19 protein-coding genes and 1 other RNA gene are annotated in these 20,126 nt (G+C 45.9%); 16 read left to right on the forward strand and 4 right to left on the reverse strand.

Features of this window, described 5'->3' with window-relative positions; all coding sequences use genetic code 11:
- Window positions 1-75: 75 nt before the first annotated feature.
- Window positions 76-485: RNase P RNA component class A (rnpB, locus tag CS562_RS24315), an RNA gene on the forward strand.
- Between the two features lie 250 nt (window positions 486-735).
- On the opposite strand, the gene CS562_RS24320 is transcribed toward rnpB, so the two are convergent.
- A complete protein-coding gene (locus CS562_RS24320) occupies window positions 736-1,965 on the reverse strand; it encodes an aminotransferase-like domain-containing protein (RefSeq protein ID WP_099858460.1) in 1,230 nt (409 codons plus the stop codon).
- Between the two features lie 109 nt (window positions 1,966-2,074).
- On the opposite strand from CS562_RS24320, the gene pdxR reads away from it, so the two are divergent.
- On the forward strand, window positions 2,075-3,595 hold the full coding sequence (gene pdxR, locus CS562_RS24325; protein ID WP_099858461.1) for a MocR-like pyridoxine biosynthesis transcription factor PdxR: 1,521 nt from the start codon (window positions 2,075-2,077) through the stop codon (window positions 3,593-3,595).
- Window positions 3,596-3,680: 85 nt separating this feature from the next.
- On the forward strand, window positions 3,681-3,938 hold the full coding sequence (locus CS562_RS24330; protein ID WP_064636406.1) for a hypothetical protein: 258 nt from the start codon (window positions 3,681-3,683) through the stop codon (window positions 3,936-3,938).
- Between the two features lie 95 nt (window positions 3,939-4,033).
- Here CS562_RS24330 and CS562_RS24335 read toward each other — a convergent pair whose 3' ends face one another.
- Window positions 4,034-5,911, reverse strand: a complete 1,878-nt coding sequence (locus tag CS562_RS24335; RefSeq protein ID WP_099858462.1) for a S8 family peptidase — start codon at window positions 5,909-5,911, stop codon at window positions 4,034-4,036.
- Between the two features lie 287 nt (window positions 5,912-6,198).
- Here CS562_RS24335 and CS562_RS24340 point away from each other — a divergent pair, with 287 nt between their 5' ends.
- The 6 genes from CS562_RS24340 to thiI all read left to right on the forward strand — a co-directional run bounded on the left by CS562_RS24340 (window position 6,199) and on the right by thiI (window position 11,111).
- Window positions 6,199-6,705, forward strand: a complete 507-nt coding sequence (locus CS562_RS24340) for a YpuI family protein (protein ID WP_063567014.1) — start codon at window positions 6,199-6,201, stop codon at window positions 6,703-6,705.
- A 155-nt stretch (window positions 6,706-6,860) separates the two neighbouring features.
- The gene (locus tag CS562_RS24345; RefSeq protein ID WP_064636410.1) at window positions 6,861-7,079 is read left to right on the forward strand and encodes a DUF1540 domain-containing protein; all 219 of its coding nucleotides are present in this window, start codon (window positions 6,861-6,863) and stop codon (window positions 7,077-7,079) included.
- 34 nt (window positions 7,080-7,113) lie between these two features.
- Window positions 7,114-7,533 (forward strand): hypothetical protein, encoded by a 420-nt coding sequence (locus CS562_RS24350; RefSeq protein WP_076288105.1) that lies wholly within the window; start codon window positions 7,114-7,116, stop codon window positions 7,531-7,533.
- A 242-nt stretch (window positions 7,534-7,775) separates the two neighbouring features.
- Entirely contained in the window at window positions 7,776-8,537 is a 762-nt protein-coding gene (locus tag CS562_RS24355; protein ID WP_076288106.1) for a lytic transglycosylase domain-containing protein, read from the forward strand.
- A gap of 174 nt (window positions 8,538-8,711) precedes the next feature.
- The gene (locus CS562_RS24360; RefSeq protein ID WP_099858463.1) at window positions 8,712-9,860 is read left to right on the forward strand and encodes a cysteine desulfurase family protein; all 1,149 of its coding nucleotides are present in this window, start codon (window positions 8,712-8,714) and stop codon (window positions 9,858-9,860) included.
- Between the two features lie 6 nt (window positions 9,861-9,866).
- Window positions 9,867-11,111 carry a tRNA uracil 4-sulfurtransferase ThiI gene (gene thiI, locus CS562_RS24365; protein WP_099858464.1) on the forward strand — a complete coding sequence of 415 codons (1,245 nt, stop codon included), beginning with the start codon at window positions 9,867-9,869 and terminating at the stop codon, window positions 11,109-11,111.
- Window positions 11,112-11,241: 130 nt separating this feature from the next.
- Here the strand turns inward: thiI and CS562_RS24370 are convergent, their stop codons facing one another.
- Entirely contained in the window at window positions 11,242-11,943 is a 702-nt protein-coding gene (locus CS562_RS24370; RefSeq protein WP_062326458.1) for a TerC family protein, read from the reverse strand.
- A gap of 103 nt (window positions 11,944-12,046) precedes the next feature.
- Here CS562_RS24370 and CS562_RS24375 point away from each other — a divergent pair, with 103 nt between their 5' ends.
- From CS562_RS24375 to CS562_RS24400, 6 genes are all read left to right on the forward strand, one after another.
- Complete coding sequence (locus tag CS562_RS24375; protein ID WP_076288109.1) at window positions 12,047-12,706, forward strand: TerC family protein; 660 nt, start codon at window positions 12,047-12,049, stop codon at window positions 12,704-12,706.
- 288 nt (window positions 12,707-12,994) lie between these two features.
- On the forward strand, window positions 12,995-13,489 hold the full coding sequence (locus CS562_RS24380) for a hypothetical protein (RefSeq protein ID WP_076288110.1): 495 nt from the start codon (window positions 12,995-12,997) through the stop codon (window positions 13,487-13,489).
- Between the two features lie 177 nt (window positions 13,490-13,666).
- Entirely contained in the window at window positions 13,667-15,511 is a 1,845-nt protein-coding gene (gene typA, locus CS562_RS24385; protein WP_076288111.1) for a translational GTPase TypA, read from the forward strand.
- A 304-nt stretch (window positions 15,512-15,815) separates the two neighbouring features.
- Window positions 15,816-16,112 (forward strand): YlaH-like family protein, encoded by a 297-nt coding sequence (locus tag CS562_RS24390; protein ID WP_036614990.1) that lies wholly within the window; start codon window positions 15,816-15,818, stop codon window positions 16,110-16,112.
- Between the two features lie 90 nt (window positions 16,113-16,202).
- Window positions 16,203-17,264, forward strand: coding sequence for an LCP family protein (locus CS562_RS24395; RefSeq protein ID WP_076288112.1), 1,062 nt, complete (start codon window positions 16,203-16,205; stop codon window positions 17,262-17,264).
- Between the two features lie 99 nt (window positions 17,265-17,363).
- On the forward strand, window positions 17,364-17,816 hold the full coding sequence (locus CS562_RS24400; protein ID WP_063567005.1) for a pyridoxamine 5'-phosphate oxidase family protein: 453 nt from the start codon (window positions 17,364-17,366) through the stop codon (window positions 17,814-17,816).
- 7 nt (window positions 17,817-17,823) lie between these two features.
- Here the strand turns inward: CS562_RS24400 and CS562_RS24405 are convergent, their stop codons facing one another.
- A complete protein-coding gene (locus CS562_RS24405) occupies window positions 17,824-18,519 on the reverse strand; it encodes a YhcN/YlaJ family sporulation lipoprotein (protein WP_064636421.1) in 696 nt (231 codons plus the stop codon).
- 153 nt (window positions 18,520-18,672) lie between these two features.
- Between CS562_RS24405 and CS562_RS24410 the strand changes: the two genes are divergently transcribed.
- Window positions 18,673-20,007 (forward strand): PhoH family protein, encoded by a 1,335-nt coding sequence (locus CS562_RS24410; protein ID WP_076288113.1) that lies wholly within the window; start codon window positions 18,673-18,675, stop codon window positions 20,005-20,007.
- Window positions 20,008-20,126: the final 119 nt, after the last annotated feature.

The following is a 20,126-nucleotide window of genomic DNA, read 5'->3' on the forward strand; positions in this document are numbered from 1 at the left end:
TCGGGTTCATTGCTTCCTGTAAGATTAAGCTTGTTTGTAAACTCAAATGCCTGTATACTATGTAATGTTGTTCGGAAAGCTTGACAGACAATCGCTGGTGGCCTTCGTTGCCACGAGAGGAAAGTCCGGGCTCCACAGGGCAGGATGCTGGATAACGTCCAGTCAGCGCGAGTTGAAGGATAGTGCCACAGAAATGGACCGCCGATGGCCGGATTTTCCGGCACAGGCAAGGATGGAACCGAGGTGTAAGAGACCCCGAGGAACGCTGGTGACTTCGTTCCTGGTAAACCCCATCTGGAGCAAGACCTAATGGGACACAGTCGACTCTTCGGAGAAGGCAGCCTTAGCCCGAGGTGTGTCTAGGTTGGTCGCTTGAGCTGTGCAGCAATGTATGGCCTAGATAGATGATTGTCGCTTGTGGTGGGAGGGTAGTTCCCGTCTGAACCACGAAGAGCACAGAACCCGGCTTACGGTAAGCTTTCCTAACTACAACACAAACAGTAACAAATGCAGTCCACTATCAGTCACAGGCAAACAGAACGATTGTACCTGATGTGCCTGACTGATCAGAAGGACGCGATTAAACTTCAAAAGAATTCCTGCACTTGCAGGTCATATAAATAAGGCGTCAGACTTCGAAGTTTCTCGGGTCTGACGCCTTATTTTTGTTGTTAATTTTGTTGTTATTCGTTGAAATGAGAAATTGTTCCTAATGATACAGTGGATGACAGTTCGTTACAGTGTAACTACACTGTCCGACTGTAATGATGCATGCCAGCGTTGAATGGCACGGTCCATACGCTCTACAGCTTCGGGAAGAAGATCAGGATCAGTATGAGTAAAGTTGATCCGCATACGGTTCAGCTCCGGTGTACCCGCATAGAAGGAATCGCCTGGTACAATGCATACTTTCTCCTGAATTCCATAGGTAAACAGATTGCTGGCCAGCATGCTCTCAGGCAGTTGCAGCCATAGGAACATTCCGCCCTGCGGTGAGTTCCAAGAGATACCTTCCCACGATTTTGCAGCCATGAGAGTGGTCATTTTTTTCATCCGCTGTTCATAATCCTGTGAGATATTGCGAATATGCCCGTCCAGATCGAAAGACTCCAATAGCGCATGAAGTGCTCTTTGGTCGATGCTGCTGGAATGCAAATCTGCCCCCTGTTTGGCGCGAGCAGCTATTTTGATAACATCTGGAGCTGCCAGTATCCAGCCAGTGCGGAGACCTGGAGCTACTGTTTTGGAAAATGTGCTGGTGTAGATGACATTGGAGGGACCCTCATAGGATTCCGCATCCAGTTGCGCCAGTGCAGGGGCATCCAGTTGTTCTGGTTTAAAGCGGATTTCACCATAAGGATCGTCTTCCAGGATCAGTACGCCATATTTCCGGCACAGATCCACCGCTTGTTGACGTCTGGCGCGACTCCATACTTTACCTGAAGGGTTGGAGAACGTAGGGTTGATGTAAACGAGCTTTGGTCGATGGAGTTGCAGCTGTTCCTCCAGTGACTCAGGTAACATGCCGTCATCATCACAGGTAACACCGTGCGCCTCAGCCTGATAGGAATGAATGACTTGAAGGGCAGCCAGATAAGTTGGTGATTCAACCAGTACGCTGTCGCCTGGATCGAGCAAAATTCGGCACACCAGGTCGATGGATTGCTGGGAACCGGTAGTCAGAAGCATATGATCAGGTGAAGCGGGAATGCCCTTGGATTCAAGACGTTCTGCAATTTTGGCACGTAATGGTCGGAAACCTTCTGTCTCTGCATATTGAAGAGCAGCTGAACCCCCCATGAATACCTTTTCGTATGCTGCACGGATGGCTTCAAGCGGGAATGATGACTGGGCAGGTAAACCTCCGGCTAGAGAAATCATTCCCGGCGCCTGTGCAGCCTGTAACATGTCGCGAACGACAGAGGACGGGGTATTTTGTGCCATTTTGGACCAAGGGATATTCATATTATTCTCATCTCCTGTTATTCACTGTTATACTGATATTATAAACTATATTAGACGGAATGCAGTATAACAGTAAAATGCTGATCATAACAGTTGGGAGGGTGCATGTGTGCATATTGAATTGAAACGGGGAAGCAGCACCAAATTGTATGTTCAGATTGCCCTTACACTTGCTGACCGAATAAGGTCTGGACTAATCGAGCCTGGAACCCGTCTGCCGTCGGTTCGTAAAATGACGACTGATCTGGGCGTCAGCTTGGTCACCGTGTCCAAAGCTTATGCCGAGCTCGAAGCCATACAGCTGATTACATGTTCCCAGGGGAAGGGATGTTATGTCCGGGGCGCGCAAGAGCTGGAGAAAACGGAGGATATGGAGAGAACTCACCGTACTCATGCAAAGAATGAATCCAGCACACCTTGGAACTGGCAGATGGCTCTTGTGGATTACCTGCCCAGAGCTCAGCTCTGGAGACATTTTGATGCATCTCCACAAGTTAGATATGAGCTGCATATGTCGGCAATTCAGCCTGAATTGTTGCCAACACGAGAGATCATCGATAGTGCTTACCGGCTTTCCTCGAATCATCCAGAGCGCATGGCAGCCTATGGGTCCTTTCAGGGGGACCGAGAACTTCGTCAGACGTTTTCCGGGCATTTTGCAGAAAGAGGTTTGCGGGTAATACCTGAACGGATGCTGATTACGAGCGGTACCCAGCAGGGAATCGATCTTGTCGCGCGTACGTTTGTTGGTCCTGGTGATGTTGTTTACATGGAAGCACCGAGCTATACGGGAGCCATTGATGTGTTCACAAGCAGAGGAGCGAAGATTATTACGGTGCCGATGGATGACGATGGTATGCGTATTGATTTATTAACCCGATTGTGTGATACATACCCGCCTAAGTTGATATACACCATTCCTACGTTTCACAACCCCACAGGCATTACGATGAGTGCCAAACGGCGTGCGCAACTGCTTAACCTTGCTCAAAGTTATCATTGTCTCATCCTAGAGGATGATCCGTTCGCCGACCTGTATTTCCGTGATCCTCCCCCTGCTTCCATTAAATCGATGGATGGGACGGGCCATGTGATATATATCAAGAGCTTCAGCAAAGTATTGTCTCCCGGCTGTCGTGTGGCGTGTGCGGTTGCAGACGGAAGTGTGCTCACCCGACTTGTTGCCGCCAAATCCACTGCGGATCTCGGAAGTCCGCTGCTTACACAAAAGGCGTTGCAATCGTTTATACAGCATCAATACAGTGCGTATACAGCGCGATTGAGGGATGAGTTATATTCCCGGCTTCTTGCCGCATCAGCGGTACTGGAGGAACATGGTTCTCCCGGGATGTACTGGACTTTGCCTGATGGAGGACTAAACTTGTGGCTGCAATTGCCAGATGGTTTGGATATGCGTGAACTGCACCGCCAGTCACTTGCCGCAGGTGTTTCTTTTTTGCCAGGCTCTGCTTGTTATGTGGGGGAAACGGATACGGCGAGTCTACGGATTTGCTTCACGGTTACGAATCAGGAGCTGTTATGCGAAGGGCTGCGGGTATTATGTATGGTCATTAATAACATTACACCGCAACAGGGTGGGGCAACGGCGGACAGGCTCCCGCTTATATAAATTTTCGGAACACGGACATACATCCAATCCACATCGGACCCAGTGCAATACGTTATAGTATCACTTGAAAGGGAGTTGGTTTGAAATGAACCATTTCTGTCCACCGCTTTGTCCGATTGTATGTGACCCAATCCAGGTTGTTGAAGATTACTACATCCCACAAATCGTACCCGTAATTCACCCGATTGAAGTCATCAAAAAACATCACTGTGTGCCAATCCATCATCACATGTATCCTGTCGTAGTCAAAGAAGAAGATCCTTGTTATGTTTCAAGCCACAACGGTAAGAAAAAATCCGTGAAAAAATCAAGCAAATCCCGCACAACTTCTCGCAAACGCTAGTGCAGCGGGTGCCCCGGGGAAATAGGTGAACATACCAAAGAGCAGCATACGCCCCGGGGCGCAGCTGCTTTTGTTTTTTTATATCCAGTGAGCGGTTATTGTTTGATGTACTTTTTCATTGTATTGTCCATTTGCTGTCTCACATGTTGCGGCCAAAATTGAAGTGGGGCACTGTTGCCAGAGGCCGCCTCCAATGCTTTAAACACATCGATTTGACCATAACCGAAATACTTGTCATGACCTGGGTCTCCCAGATCTATGACGCTTTGACGCATGAGATCCATCACTTCTGTATTGGTCAGATCAGGGTTGAGTGAGCGAATCAAGCCTGCAAGTGCCGCTACATGGGGGCTGGCCATCGACGTTCCGGACAAGGCTGCATATTGGTTGTTCGGATACGTACTTGCAATGCTGGACCCTGGAGCCGTCACATCGACGTAATCCCCGTAGTTGGAATAGGAAGCTTTGTTCATGTCCGGATCCGTAGCAGATACTGCAAATACTTCCGGATAAGCGGCGGGATATCCCGGTCGTTCCGTATTGTCGTTACCGGTCGCTGCAATTAATACGATGTCGCGATCAAAAGCGTATTTGATAGCATCATGAAGAAATTGGGCATCGGCGTAGTTACCCAGACTCATGTTAATGACCTTGGCTCCATGGTCAGCAGCCCAAATGATACCTTCGGCCACAGCATAGGTTGTGCCTGAACCCGAATTGTCCAGCACTTTAACAGGCAGTACCTTGTTATACCAACTCATGCCTGCTACACCTTCGTTGTTATTCACAACAGCGCCGATGATGCCTGCTACATGTGTACCATGGCCTACGTCATCAAGCGGTTGGCTCGCCGGATCGACAACGTTATAACCTTTCAGCAGCTTACCCTTCAGATCGGGATGAGTCAGATCAACGCCGGTGTCTACCACCGCAACGATAACATCTTTGTTGCCCTTCGTAATATTCCAGCCGCGGTTAGTCTCAATGGCGGGCAAGTTCCATTGGTAATCGGAAAACAAAATATCATTGGGCACGGTTACATCTTTTTGTTCAGGAACGGTTTCATTGGTTAAATACATGTAGTGGGGTTCCATATATAGCGGATTCCATTTACGTTCGAAATAAGCATGTAATTGTTCATAATTCATATGTTCCGACCGAAAAACATACGTGTATCCCAGCTTGCGAGCCGATTGCGTCCGCAGGTCAGATTTAATGATGCGCATATCCCGTTCACCTGGATCCTGACGGAACCGAATGACGATTTCATTTTCGTAAAAATGGCTGGCATTGGCATTATCATGTCCTGTTTTTACAGTGATTTCTTTAAGGGTGTCGGGGTGCACAGACTCGATTTTGAATTTTCCTTCACGCGGATAAGGAATCATGCGCAAATTTTTGCGCTGATGCTGTTCCACGGCATTCAGTACATTTTGGCTAAAGAGAGCGATGACGGCACGTTCTCCATCCTTGGAGGGCTGCGCCATAACAAAAAACTTTTCCTTGCCCAGAGGAAAGGAAGAAGACTCGAAGCTTTGACGTTTGCTCACTGCTTTCTTGGCTAGGGCGAGAGAATGTTCCAGCTTTTGCTGTTCCATTTTACTTCCTTTTGCTGCTGTTTTGTCAAAGTGCCGACTGCGTGATCCCTTGGTATTCATTACATCAATAGACCGTATATGATCATGTGTTTGTTGTAGCTCTTTAACGTATTGACTTATTTGCACATCATTCATTTTGGAGGTCTTCTCAAGCATGATGCTGAGGTGCTGTTTGGCATCTGCACGGGTGAGCAGATCGGTTGACTTTACATCCTGGACTTTAAGACGTTGTTTGCTCGCATGTTCCTCGTGTGGAGAATCGGGCATGGCACTTGGAGCAGGAACAGGGCGATTGGATGTTGGAAGCAAAAGCGTCAAGGCAAGTGCGCCCGCACCCGCGGCAATGGCCCAGTTAACCCATTTCGGTCTGGACATAAGGATGGAACCTCCTCGTTTATTTTGACAATCATCTTACAGTGCTCTGATTTCATCGTTGTCACTGGATATATCTATCGTTAGGAAAAGCGGTTATTTTTATGCAGGTGAACATCAGGTGAGCTGTGTGTAATGGGCATGTTCAGGAACAGAAAGGGAAAGCCTGATTAAGGGATACCGCTCGTCAACTTTTTATGGTAGGATAGTACCTGAGAATTCAAGGTCAGGGGAGAACCTCCCGTTGGCCGATCTATATGTAAGGACTTATTTAAGGGGGAGCTACCTTTATGTCAGCAGCCAATGTACAGAAAACATGTGAGTCAACTAGGGAAAAGTTAAAACCGGCTATCGATCGGATCGAAAAATTTTTGAATGAAAATGCCTTGCCTGAACTGGATCAGAATCAGACGGAGGAATCATCAGCCTTCTACAAAGGATTTCTTTCGGATCTCCGTCATTTGCTCGTTTTTTCTGAAGTTTCTTACGAAAAACTTGGCGTTGTGCTGCGTCGTGCCAATTTTGATGTCGATTTTGCCGAAAAGGCTCTCTATAACACATATCATCAAAGCATAAACAGCTTTTTCTATCCTAAAAATGAATGTTACTCCGAAGATGGAAGATACGCTTACACTGGTCAGGATGCAATCCGTTTCCGTGATAAGCCAATTCGAGCAGTACGTGATGTCATTCTTGAGATATCCAAAACGTACGAAGAACTGCGCGATGATTTGGCTTTTTATGAAAGTGACTACCTAACGCAGCGTCGCATGCAAAACCAACGCAATCACGCGTAATTACATTTTCAACTTATATACGAATTGGACAAAACCGCCCTTGTGGCGGTTTTTTTGCGTTATCTTCAACTGGCATGGATCATGTCATCATCTGGCATTTCGTTGGAGAATAGCCGATTTGCGGTGCGGAGACAATAGATGTCGAGGTGATAAAAATGAGCCAAGAGAAGCCGATCGTCAAATGCAGTGTTGCTAACTGCCACTTCTGGGGAGAAAACAATTTCTGCCAGGCTGATGCCATCATGATTGACATCGACCAACATGCCACCCGTCGCTTACATGAGGAATTTGCAGGAGAGACTTTTGATTCCGATCATCACGATCATGCCCGTACTTCATCTGCGACTTGCTGTCACACATTCAAACCGAAATGAGCAGTCATTCCCATTTATATGGAGGTGCTTTGCAATGAATAATGACCGTAGAGATGATCAATCGTTCCAACGTCCAAAAACGACTCCGTTAGATGAAAAGCAGCGTCAGCGTGTAGACTATCCAAGACGTAGCCACAGAGAAGAGTATGGCGCAGAGGTAGCGCCCCCAACAGGTTCTATTCGAACAGAACCTACGGAAAGAACAGATCATACCCCTGTGAAGCGTGAAGATGAAGACGGTGTTATGAAATCTACTGGCCGAATCTCCGGATATATGGGTCTGGCCTTTGGTATCGCATCCTTATTTATGTGGTCCATTGTCCTTGGTCCAGCTGCAGCGGTACTTGGTTACTACGCTTACGTCAATGGCCGGAAAACGGCGGGTGCGTGGTCCATCGGACTTGGCGCAGTGGCAACACTCAGCTATTTCTTCATGATTCCATTCGCCCGTTAATAAAGCACAAACATGATGTAACAATCAATACACAAGTGCTTAACCAAACAGGATATGAGCTTATTATTTGCAGCCTTCTGCTCCCACCTTAATTAAATGGGGATTGCAGAAGGTTTTTTCGCATGTGCGAAATAAAGTTGTATGATCGGTCTATTTTTTTGAAAACAATGGAACCTCTCTGTAAAATAATGTAGAATAAAGTCATAATCTACGTTTACATTATACGGGAGTGAATATAACTCATGCAGATTGATCCGCGCGCGTCGCGGCAGTTGCTGGAACTGCAATTGTCCAATAGTCTCAACGAAACAAATGCATCAGACGGAAACTCCGCTTCAACAGTGGATTTTGCCAGTATGATGGACGGGCTGCTCGGGACGAATTCAAATACTTTGAACAATACTGGTACCGTTGGCGAAGACGTGAATTCTGCTGCGATCTCCAAACGATCCAGTGACGGTCTGTTGTGGCTGCAACTGGGCAGTATGTATAACCCAGATACAAGTTCTGTTTCTTCCTCGAACAGTAATGTGGTTTCTTTATCTTCCCTGTTAAATACTGGAACAGGGGATTCGAGTGCATCTGTTCCTACTGATTTTGAATCTTTGATTGCTTCGGCGAGCGCCAAATATGGGGTGCCTGAATCATTGATCAAGGCGGTCATTGACACTGAATCCGGTTTCAATCCGAATGTTGTGTCTTCCGCAGGTGCCAAAGGACTAATGCAGTTGATGGATGGTACGGCAGCAGGGTTGGGAGTAAGTAACGCTTACGATCCCGCTCAAAATATAGATGGTGGAACCAAATACCTATCTCTCCAGCTTCAGCGTTTTGGTGGCGAGGTGAAGATGGCACTTGCTGCTTATAATGCCGGCCCGGGACGGGTTTCGAGTCTGGGTGTATCGAGTGACGCTGAACTGATGAGTGTACTTAACCGCCTCCCTTCGGAAACACAGGCTTATATTTCCAAAGTGGAGAAAGCACAGTCGAAATATACGGTATAAATGGTATAAACGACAGAAATGGCAACACAACAGTACGTCTAGGAAGAGATCAAACGCGGGAACAGCAGCCTTAAATGTGCTTAGTTCCTGTTTGGTCTTTTTGTGTTGAGCGGGGATCGTGTTACAATGCTCACTGTAGATTCCACAACGAACAGACAAGGAGGGGAACCTCATTTGAAATATTTTGATTATGCGGCAACAACGCCTCCTCATCCGGATGTCGTTCGTACAATGGCCGAGATTATGGAGGCCCAATATGGGAATCCGTCTTCAATACATGGATATGGTGAGCGAGCCCATCAACTGTTGCGCCGAGCGCGATCTGGTTGTGCCGCCGCCATTGATGTGAAACCAGAAGAAATCGTATTTACCTCAGGCGCAACTGAGAGCAACAATCTTGCTATTAAAGGGGCGGCATTACATTACCAGTCTCGGGGCAAACACATCATTACAACTGCAACGGAACATGCTTCAGTATACGAGAGTTTTGTGCAGCTACAGCAGTGGGGCTGGGAGGTCACTTGGCTTCCCGTGGATTCCGATGGTCTGGTTAGCGCCCAGCAGGCAATGGATGCTATACGATCGGATACGGTGCTTGTGAGTCTGATGCATGTGAACAATGAAACAGGAGCGATACATCCAATTGCTGAAATTGGTGCACGACTGAAGAAGGAAGCACCAAAGGTGCTTTTTCATGTGGATGGCGTGCAGGGTTTTGGCAAGATAGAGGCTAAACCTGCGGCATGGGGCGCAGATTTGTACAGCTTGTCTGCTCACAAGATTCGTGGTCCCAAAGGAGCTGGACTTCTCTACGTACGAAGTGGAGTGGAGCTTACCCCTTTATTGTCAGGGGGTTCTCAAGAACAGGGACTGAGAGCGGGAACTGAAAACGTACCTTTGCTTGTGGGTATGGCGAAGGCGATGCGTCTCGCTGCGGAACGTCAGGCTGACTTTGCACAACGTACAACGATTTTGCGAAATCGTATTATGGAGGTCATAGATACGATTCCCGGACTTGTGTTAAATAGTCGTAAAGAGGGTGCTCCGCACATTGTTCATTTTTCCTATCCTGGAATGAAGGCAGAAGTGGCGCTGCATACCCTTGAACAACTTGGAGTAACTGTTTCTACACAATCTGCTTGCTCTTCGCGATCGGCTGAACCCAGCAGGGTATTGCTTGCTATGGGCAGGGATAATGCTTGTGCTGCTGGTGGATTGCGTATTAGTCTTGGAGATGAACATACAGAAGAAGATGTGGCACTGCTGGAGCAGGCTTTACATCAGATGGTGGCGCAGCTGCGCCCGTTGGAAAGGCGGATGTGATTTTAGATGAAATATGATATGCTGCTTCTCCGCTTCGGAGAGTTTATGTTAAAAGGAAAAAACCGTGCCCGGTTCGAAAAAACAATCATCACCCAGGTACGTTCTCTGCTCAAACCTTACCCAGGTGCAAGTCTGCGGAAGGAGTTTGGACGGTTGTATGTTGATCTGGGTGGTGAATCTCATACAGAACTGATTGCTGTGCTGAAACGAGTATTCGGCGTTACGTCGATCAGTCCCGTTAAAGTGACTCCATCTGAAACTGATCAAATCGTGGAGACTGCCGTTGCTTTTATGGATGAGAGAGAGTCTGAATTCAAAGACGGTACCACATTCAAAGTTAATGCGCGGCGTGTATGGAAAGAGTTCCCCAACTCTTCGCATGAAATGAACCATCTAGTGGGTTCTCCGATTCTTCGGAAATTCCAGCAGTTAAGTGTAGACGTGCGTCAACCTGACATTGAACTACGTGTGGAAATCAGGGATCAGGGCACGTATATCTTCAGTGAAGTCATTCCGGCCGTAGGTGGATTTCCCTTGGGTACAAATGGAAAAGCGATGCTATTACTATCGGGTGGCATAGACAGCCCTGTAGCTGCATGGTCTTCGATGCGTAGAGGCCTGGAAGTGGAATGTGTACATTTTTACAGTTATCCGTTCACGAGCCAGCGTGCCAAAGAAAAGGTCATTGATTTGGCGCGTGCACTTGCTGATCATGCAGGCACAATTAAGCTGCATCTGGTTCCTTTTACGGAAATTCAAACAGCCTTTACCCAACTGGGACAGGATAACTTGATCATCACACTGATGCGCCGCTCCATGTTACGTATTGCAACCAAGCTAGCTGAACGTGAGCGCGCGCTTGCACTGATTACCGGAGAGAGTCTGGGTCAGGTAGCAAGCCAGACCCTGCCAAGCATGAATGTCATTGGACGTGCGACGGATCTGCCGTTGCTGCGACCACTTGTCATGATGGACAAGCAGGAGATTATTACTCTGTCCAAACAGATCGGAACGTATGATATATCGATTCTGCCATATGAGGATTGTTGTACTCTTTTTGTACCGAAGTCCCCAACAACGAACCCGAATCTTCGCATTGTGGACAAAATCGAAGCGACTATGAGTCAACTACCGGAATGGGTGGAGCAGGCGGTGGAGAAGACAGAAACAATTACGCTGCATGCAGGTGAAAACTTTATGATAACCAATCAACAGGATGAAGTTAATGACATGAAAGAAGAGTGGTTCTGAGAAACTGCATTCTGGATTGAATGACATAATAAGCACTATGTTATCTGCATGAAGAAAAAGGACTGGCCGATGTATTATCGGTCAGTCCTTTTTATGGTTGTGGCTGATGGGAATTTCACTTATTTAAAGCTTAGGAATACGAATGCTGCCGCTCTCCACCTGGTTTATTGCTGCTTGCACGTTTACGATATCCTGCAAACACGACACCAGCAGTGACGAGGACGATAAATAAGATTCTAAGTGCAGGATGCTCAGTGAAGAAAGGAACAAGGCGGTGTTCCTCTGTGATCATATTGGAAGCCGTATATCCCAGCACGATGGCTCCAAGATAAATAATCCAAGGGAAACGGTTAATTAATTTGATAAACAACGTACTGCCCCACACGATAATAGGTACACTGATCAGCAGTCCGAGTATAACCAGTACCAAATGCTGTTGTGCTGCACCAGCAACGGCGATGACGTTATCCAGTCCCATGGCAGCGTCAGCAATGACAATGGTTCGCACGGCTACCCAGAGAGAACTGCCAGCCTTGATATCCGAATGCTCTTCCCCTTGATCTGCCAATAGCTTGTACGCAATCCAGATCAGGAGTAATCCCCCAACAAGAAGCAGCCAAGGCACTTTAAGCAGCCAGAGCACAATCACAGTGGCTACAATACGAATTAAAAGTGCGCCGCCTGTTCCGTAAAGAATCGCCCTTTTCTGCACAGAAGGGTGCAAATTTCGAGCTGCGAGACCAATCACGATGGCATTATCGCCAGCCAGAATTAGATCAATAAATACAACGTTCAACAACGCTAGCCAAAAAGCGGGGCTAAACAGCTCCATACGATGTCACTCCTTCTATATATCCAAACCTCAGAAAGCTTGTTCAACGTTTAAGAATAGCATGGACAACTTTGACATACAAGTTAGAGTGGGGGGGAGAAGCATGGATACGCTATGGCTGTTGACCGAAATATTAATGATCAATCTGGTTCTGAGTGGAGATAATGCGGTTGTTATTGCGCTTGCAAGCAAGGATTTGCCGGTGAGACAGCGCAAGCAGGCGGTATGGTGGGGGGCTTTCGGCGCTGTAGTTTTGCGCTGTTTGTTAACCTTTGCAGCCGTACTGCTGTTGGGTATTCCTTTTATTCAGGCTGCCGGCGGTTTGCTGTTGCTCTGGATTGCTGTCAAGCTGCTGCTTCAGAATGAAGATGAAGTACATATTCGTAAGGCGTCCACGACCTGGAAAGCGATCCAAACTATTTTGATTGCTGACTTTGTCATGAGTCTGGATAATGTTCTCGCGATTGCTGCTCTCGCGGATGGGGACTTGGCGCTTACAGTCATCGGGATTGCCATAAGTATTCCGATTGTGGTGTGGGGCAGCGGGTTGATTGTCGGTTTGTTGAAGCGGTTTCCGATTCTGGTATTTGCCGGTTCAGGTATTCTGGCCTTCACAGCAGGTGAGATGGTGATGAATGATCCGAAGCTGGGACAGTGGCTTGGTGGCTTGGCAGCTGAGGCACATACACTGCTTCCTGTAGCTATGGCTTGTCTTGTAATCGCCATTGGAGGAGCACACAAGTTCGTTCGTCGAAACGTGTAAGTTGATTTGAGCAAATGGAAATGTGAATTTTCTGGCGAACTGCCCGTAAAGGGCAGTTTTTTGCAGTATTTATTTGTTCAGAAGAAATGGGTGAACTTGAATAAGTCATAGACCGATCATTTTAGGGTAATACAGGATAATGGAGAGAGGCGAAGTACGACATAAAGTGTAGTTTTTTGTATACACATCGGCTACACTAGAAGAAGGCTGGGAACATTCAGTCATCATGGAAAGTTTATAGTTTAGCTTACGGGGTACATAGCCAAATGTTATAAGAGGTGATTGTAGATGAGGATGAGAAATGAAAAAGCAATCGGAATATTTATTTTTATTGCAGGTTTAATAATTTTACTCGGGAAACTTGGTGTGTTTGGCTTTATTGGACGGCACTTCTGGCCTTTGCTCATCTTGTTGCCTGGTATTGCTCTTCATGCATTATATTATGCAAGGCTCACGCCATCATGGTCACTCGTTCCAGCAGGAACATTAACCGTCTATGGTCTGTTGTTCGGAATCACCAATACATGGGGCAGCGGATTGATGAGCAACCTGTGGCCTGCTTTTTTGCTTGGAATTGCCGTTGGTTTGCTTGAATATGCACTGGCTGATCATCGAAGACCTGCAATGGTACTTCCGGTTGCATTGGGCGTGGGCATCCTTTCAATTATTTTATTTGGATTTACACTGCTTCACACCGGTATTATCTACGTTCTGGCAGTAATTTTAATTGTAGGCGGGATGTGGTTGCTGTTTGGTCGAGGACGCCAAGGGAGAGGCTGGTAACATTCCCAGCGGTCTTTCAAGCGAAATATCTTGATTTTTACCTATGATCAACTATAATATAAGGGATATAGGCATGCGTCGGGATATCACCGACGCTTATTTTGGGTGAGTAACCTGCGAATTTGCGGGAAGTTTAGTAGATAAGAATTGAAATTGGAAAGGATATGGATACAAACCATGCATTCAAGAGAACACATTCGCAATATTGCGATTATTGCCCACGTCGACCACGGGAAAACAACGCTCGTCGACAAGTTGCTCCAGCAATCCGGTACTTTCCGTGATCACGAAACGGTACAGGAGCGCGCAATGGACTCCAACGATTTGGAGCGTGAACGCGGTATTACGATTCTGGCCAAAAACACAGCTATTACCTATAAAGATTACCTGATCAATATTGTGGATACACCAGGACACGCCGACTTCGGTGGTGAAGTGGAACGTATCATGAAAATGGTTGACGGCGTATTGCTCGTTGTTGATGCTTATGAAGGATGTATGCCGCAAACGAAATTTGTATTGCGTAAAGCACTGGAGCACAACCTTACACCTATCGTTGTTGTAAACAAAATTGACCGTCCAGCGGCTCGTCCGGCTGAGGTAATTGATGAAGTATTGGACCTGTTCATTGAACTGGGTGCCAACGATCAACAACTTGAATTCCCTGTTGTATATGCTTCCGCATTGAACGGAACATCCAGCATGGAAAGTGATCCTGCTAAACAGGATGACAACATGATGGCGATCTACAATACCATCGTTAGTCACATCCCACACCCTACCGAAAATGTTGAAGAACCACTTCAATTCCTCGTTACTTTGATGGACTACAATGAATACCTTGGCCGTATTGCCATTGGTCGTGTTAACCGCGGTGTGATCCGTCAAGGACAATCGGTAACGGTTATTATGCGTGATGGTAAGAGCAAAACTGCACGTATCGAGAAACTGTTCGGTTTCCAGGGTCTCAAACGTATTGAGACGGAAGAAGCAGGAGCAGGTGACATCGTCGCGATTGCAGGAATCAAGGACATCAACATTGGTGAAACCATCGCTGATCCAAACAATCCTGAAGCACTTCCAGTTTTGAAAATTGATGAGCCTACACTGCAAATGACGTTCCTCGTGAACAACAGTCCATTTGCAGGTCGTGAAGGTAAATGGGTAACTTCCCGTAAACTTCGTGAGCGTTTGTTAAAAGAATTGGAAACAGACGTTTCCCTTCGTGTTGACGAAACGGATAGCCCGGATGCATTTGTCGTTTCTGGACGTGGTGAGCTTCACTTAGGTATCCTGATTGAAAATATGCGTCGTGAAGGATATGAGCTTCAAGTATCCAAACCAGAAGTTATCGTTAAAGAAGTTGACGGTAAGAAAATGGAACCTCTAGAGCGCTTGTTGATTGATATCCCTGAAGAAAGCATGGGTTCCGTAATGGAGAGCCTGGGCGCACGTAAAGCAGAGATGGTTAACATGGTCAACACAGGTAGTGGCCAAGTTCGTCTGGAGTTCCTGATCCCAGCACGTGGTTTGATCGGATATAGCACCAACTTCCTGACATTGACTCGTGGTTACGGTGTAATGAACCATGCATTTGACAGCTACGCTCCAGTAGTATCCGGTCAAGTAGGTGGACGTCACCAAGGCGTGCTGATCTCAACTGAAACTGGTACATCTACGTTCTATGGCATGATGGGCGTTGAGGATCGCGGTACGCTCTTCTTGGAGCCGGGTACTGAAATCTACGAAGGTATGATTGTTGGTGAACATACACGTGACAATGATATCGTTGTTAACATCTGCAAAGAAAAACAACTGACTAACGTTCGTTCTTCTGGTAAAGATGATACGGTTAAAATTAAAACTCCGATTATCTTCTCGTTGGAACAGGCGCTTGAATATCTGAATGAAGATGAATATTGTGAGATTACACCGAAATCTATTCGTCTTCGTAAGAAGATCCTGAATAAATCCGAGCGTGAGCGTGCTGAGAAACAACGTAAAATGGCTTCGAAAGCCTAATAACAACAAAATAAACTATATAAGTTAACGTTTGATGGAACACATATGCACCATCGGCGTTGATTACAACCCACTAAAGTAGTGGAGGATACGGAATCGATTCTGCCGGAGCGAAGCGTTCGCCTTTATCCCCGGATTTTACCATTGAGTAAATGGATCAAAAAATCTGGGGATAACAGCGACCAAAAGAACGATCCGAATCCGAAACGGTCACATGCAGAGCTTTGTAATTAATGTTGTTGGTGGTGCTCCATCAACCAATTAACTTATATCCTAGCATGAACACGAAAGGAGCTGGCTGTGCATGCAAGCATGGTTCGCATCACACCCGATCGTAGCCTACATCGTCATCTTTGTATTGATTACTTACGTATATAACAAGGTGTTTCGGGTACGTCAGAAATTGCCACTTGGTAAGGAAATCGTTCTCTATATTTTGATGGCGATGGGCACATTCATGCTTCTTATTTTTCAGATCGACAAGCTGCCCATCATTCAATGTTTGTTGGTCGCGGTTGGTTTGATGTTGTTAGTGAGAGTGCGTTATTTTATTGAAGGTCGTCAAAAGAAAAAAGCGGAAGCTGCCGCTCGAAACTCATAAATTCTGTATAGTATAGACCATCCGTTTTCCTTAGGGAAAGCGGTTGTCTTATATATAGGCCAAAACAGATGTGATAAAGGTGTTGAAGATATGAACTCGAATTCGAACGGACTGCCTCCACGGAGACAGGCACCGACTCAATCCGGCGCTTCTGGATCGAAGAACGGCAAAGGCAAGCAACCAAAGAAGAAGAAAAAGATGCGAACCTTTGGCAGACTGATTTTAAGTTTATTGGTTATTGCAATTGTGGTTGGCGGCGGATATCTCTATTGGGTATACAATCAGGTAGCTGATACGGGTATTGATAAGCCAGTACCGGCTGGAATGTCAGCCAAAACCAAACCCATTACGATGTTGCTGCTAGGTACGGATAACCGTCCCGAAACAGGTACGTATCTCTCGGATGTGGTTATGGTAGCTTCTCTGAATCCGGAGACCAAGACGGCAACCATTGTATCTTTACCTCGGGATACCCGTATTCAGTTGGATGGATATAAGGCGAATAAATTGAATTCCTATTATCCTAAATTTAAAGCCCAAGAAAAAACCTCTGGCAAAAATGCAGAGGACCAAATGAAAGAAATGATGGGAAAATATCTGAATGTGGATATCAATTATACAACAGTATTGAATTTTCAAGCGTTCCGTGATGCGGTTAATGCTGTAGGTGGCGTGGATGTGACAGTGGATAAAAACATGTGTTACAAAGATACGGCCGATGGCACGGATATTAACCTGGTAGCTGGTGCACAGCATTTGGATGGTAAAGAAGCACTTGATTTTGTTCGTTACCGTAAATCGAACTGTAAGCCGAAGACAGATGAATCCAACGACTTTGACCGAAATAAACGTCAGAATCAAGTGTTGAATTCCATGTTGGATCAGTTAAAATCACTGGGAGGCGTAACGAAGATTGGTAAAGTGATAGGCGCTGTTGACGATAACATGACAACAGATGTGGAATCAGAGCAAATGAAGAACTTCATTTCAACCTATTGGAATATTTCCAAATCGGATGTGCACTACACACCTGTAACCGGAGAGTGGAGAAGTCCATATGTATATATCAACGAAACTGAATTGGCTAATGCCAAACAGGCGTTGCAGGATACACTTTCAGGCAAAGTAACAGCATCTCCAACAGCTGAGTAACATTGATTCTTTTGGGATTGGAAGCAAGTTTGATGGTATGCTATAATATCATCAACAACGAATCAAGAATTGCATAAAGAAGATTAGGGGGCTGGTTGGATGTCCGAAGCCGTCACACAATTGACTGAATCTCTTTTACAGCAATTCAAGAACGAAACCTTTGTGCTTTTGAGCACCGTGGACATTGAATCTGGAGGTCCGACATCAACAGCAATCTCCTGGATTTATGCGGAGAATGCTTCTACCCTTCGTGTGGCGATTGATCATCGTTCACGTCTCGTGAACAATATGATCGAGAACCCGGCTATTACCGTCACCATTTTTGGAGAAGAGATGGTGTATGCGGTAAACGGACGTGCTTCCGTACGACAAAATCCGTTACAGGATGTTCCGTTTAATATGTGCTGTTTCGACATTTCCATTGAAGCGGTAAGAAACGCCCTTTTTTATGGAGCCCAGCTATCTTCTGTGCCTCAATTTGTCAAAATATATGATCAGCGTGCTGCTGAGAAATTAGATGAGCAGGTTTTTACTGCAATGAAAAAAGCCTAGTGAGAGATCACTGGGCTTTTTGTTGTCTTTTGTCTGAAGAATGCAGCTGCTGCATTTGTTGTTCACGTTCAACATGTTCATCCGGATTTTGACGGACTTTGACATCTTTGGGTAGTTGGGGAATGATCCGGCCCACCATGTCAGCAAGTTCTGAAGCGAAACCGGATATTGGATGACCTTGACGAATATGCTCACCAATTTCCTTAATGCGTTCAGTGACATCAGCATCTGCGGTAACAATGGAATCCACACCTTCCGGATCTTTGCGGAGGGCTTCGGCTACAGAGTATTTAATTGTACCTACTCGTGCACGCTCCAGTTCACCGTCGACATCAATGCCAACTACGGCTGTATTACCAAGAATGACACAGTTGGCATCTTTGACACCTTCCACTTGCTTGGCAAGTGTTTTGAGGTGGGTCACCCTTTTTTCATTTGGCATCCGATCGGCTTTGGTGTTGTCCATAACGTTTTTCTCATGAACCTCACCTGTATTTTCGGTCAGATGGTCCACAGCTGAAGGGTGCAACCGATCTTCCTGAGTATTGAGCATGTGAGATCCTTTCCTTTGGTCTTGCTGAGTTGTAACATTTCCTCCGTAACCTTTGGCATGCTGACCTTGTTGCTGCGAGGCATTACGTGTAGAACTGTTGCAGCCTGTAAGTATAAAGATCAGAAGCAGCGTGCAAACCCAATATTTCATAAATGTTCATCCTTTCCTGGAGTTTTTCAGAATGGTTGACAATTATTTTGTCCTAGTCGAATACATTTATGTATGGGAGCATGATTGTCCATGTCGCTGCTGAAAGATCAAACTTATCCATGCCTTTAACGACGCCGCTTTGGAGGGGATTGAATGAAAAAGATTTTTGTATTGGATACGAACGTGCTTCTGCATGACCCCAATGCCATATTTGCCTTTGATGAACATGAGGTAATCATTCCCGCGGTTGTACTGGAGGAGATCGACTCCAAAAAAAGAAATGCCGATGAAATTGGGCGTAATGCCCGTAATGTATCAAGACTTCTTGATGGGTTGCGTGAATTGGGACATCTGCACAGTGGCGTCCCTTTAGCTAATGGAGGCTATCTGAAAGTGGAACTGAATCATCGTAGTTTTGTAAAAGTACAGGAAATGTTTGGAGAGGTATCCAACGATAATCGGATTTTGGCCGTCGCACTGAATTATCAGATTGAGGAAAATGAGAAAGAGGTCGTTGAGCGACAAGTGGTTCTGGTCAGCAAGGATGTGCTTGTTCGTATCAAAGCGGATGTACTCGGTCTTTTCACACAGGATTACTTATCAGATCGAACGGCAGGCCTTAGTGAATTATATCCAGGCTATACTGCCCTGAAGGTTCATCCTTCGGTCATTGATGAGTTTTACACATATCGCTTCCTACCGATCAAACCGTTACAGTTGTCTTATTCGCTTTACCCGAATGAATTTGTAATTCTCAAGGATGAGATGGGAACCAATAAATCGGCTTTACTCAAAGTAAATACAGAAGGAACGAAGTTGGAACCACTTTTCCTTAGTAATGATAATGTATGGGGCATCAGTGCACGTAACGCGCAACAGCGTATGGCCCTAGAACTGCTCCTAAATGATGATATTCCACTTGTCACGATTACAGGAAAGGCGGGTACAGGAAAAACTTTGTTGGCGCTTGCTGCGGGTTTACTTAAAGTGGAGGATGATCATAAGTACAAAAAATTATTGATCGCTCGTCCGGTTGTTCCGATGGGGAAAGATATCGGTTATCTCCCTGGTGAGAAAGAAGAAAAACTAAGACCATGGATGCAGCCGATTTATGATAACTTGGAATTTTTGTTTGATACCAAAAAAGCAGGCGACATTGATAAAATTCTGATGGGTCTTGGCAGTATTCAGGTTGAGGCACTCACTTATATTCGTGGACGGTCTATACCAGGACAGTTCATCATTATTGATGAAGCGCAGAACCTGTCTCGACATGAAGTGAAGACTATTGTATCAAGGGTGGGCGAAGGCAGTAAAATTATTTTGATGGGTGACCCTGAGCAAATAGACCATCCTTATCTGGACTCAGCAAGTAATGGTCTGACGTATATTGTGGAGCGGTTCAAGCAAGAGGGAATCAGTGGACACATTATGCTGGAAAAAGGAGAACGTTCCAAGTTGGCTCAGCTTGCAGCGGATTTATTGTAAGGTAACGGGAAGTTTATTTCCCGGAAAATGTTTCTATTGAACCGGCTCTTAGGGCCGGTTTTTTGCTGAAAAAATAAAAATCAGTTATTGCACAGAACTCGATATGCTCGAGGTATGCA

Origin of the sequence: Paenibacillus sp. LK1 (assembly GCF_002750415.1) — a bacterium.
Lineage (GTDB): Bacteria > Bacillota > Bacilli > Paenibacillales > Paenibacillaceae > Paenibacillus > Paenibacillus taichungensis.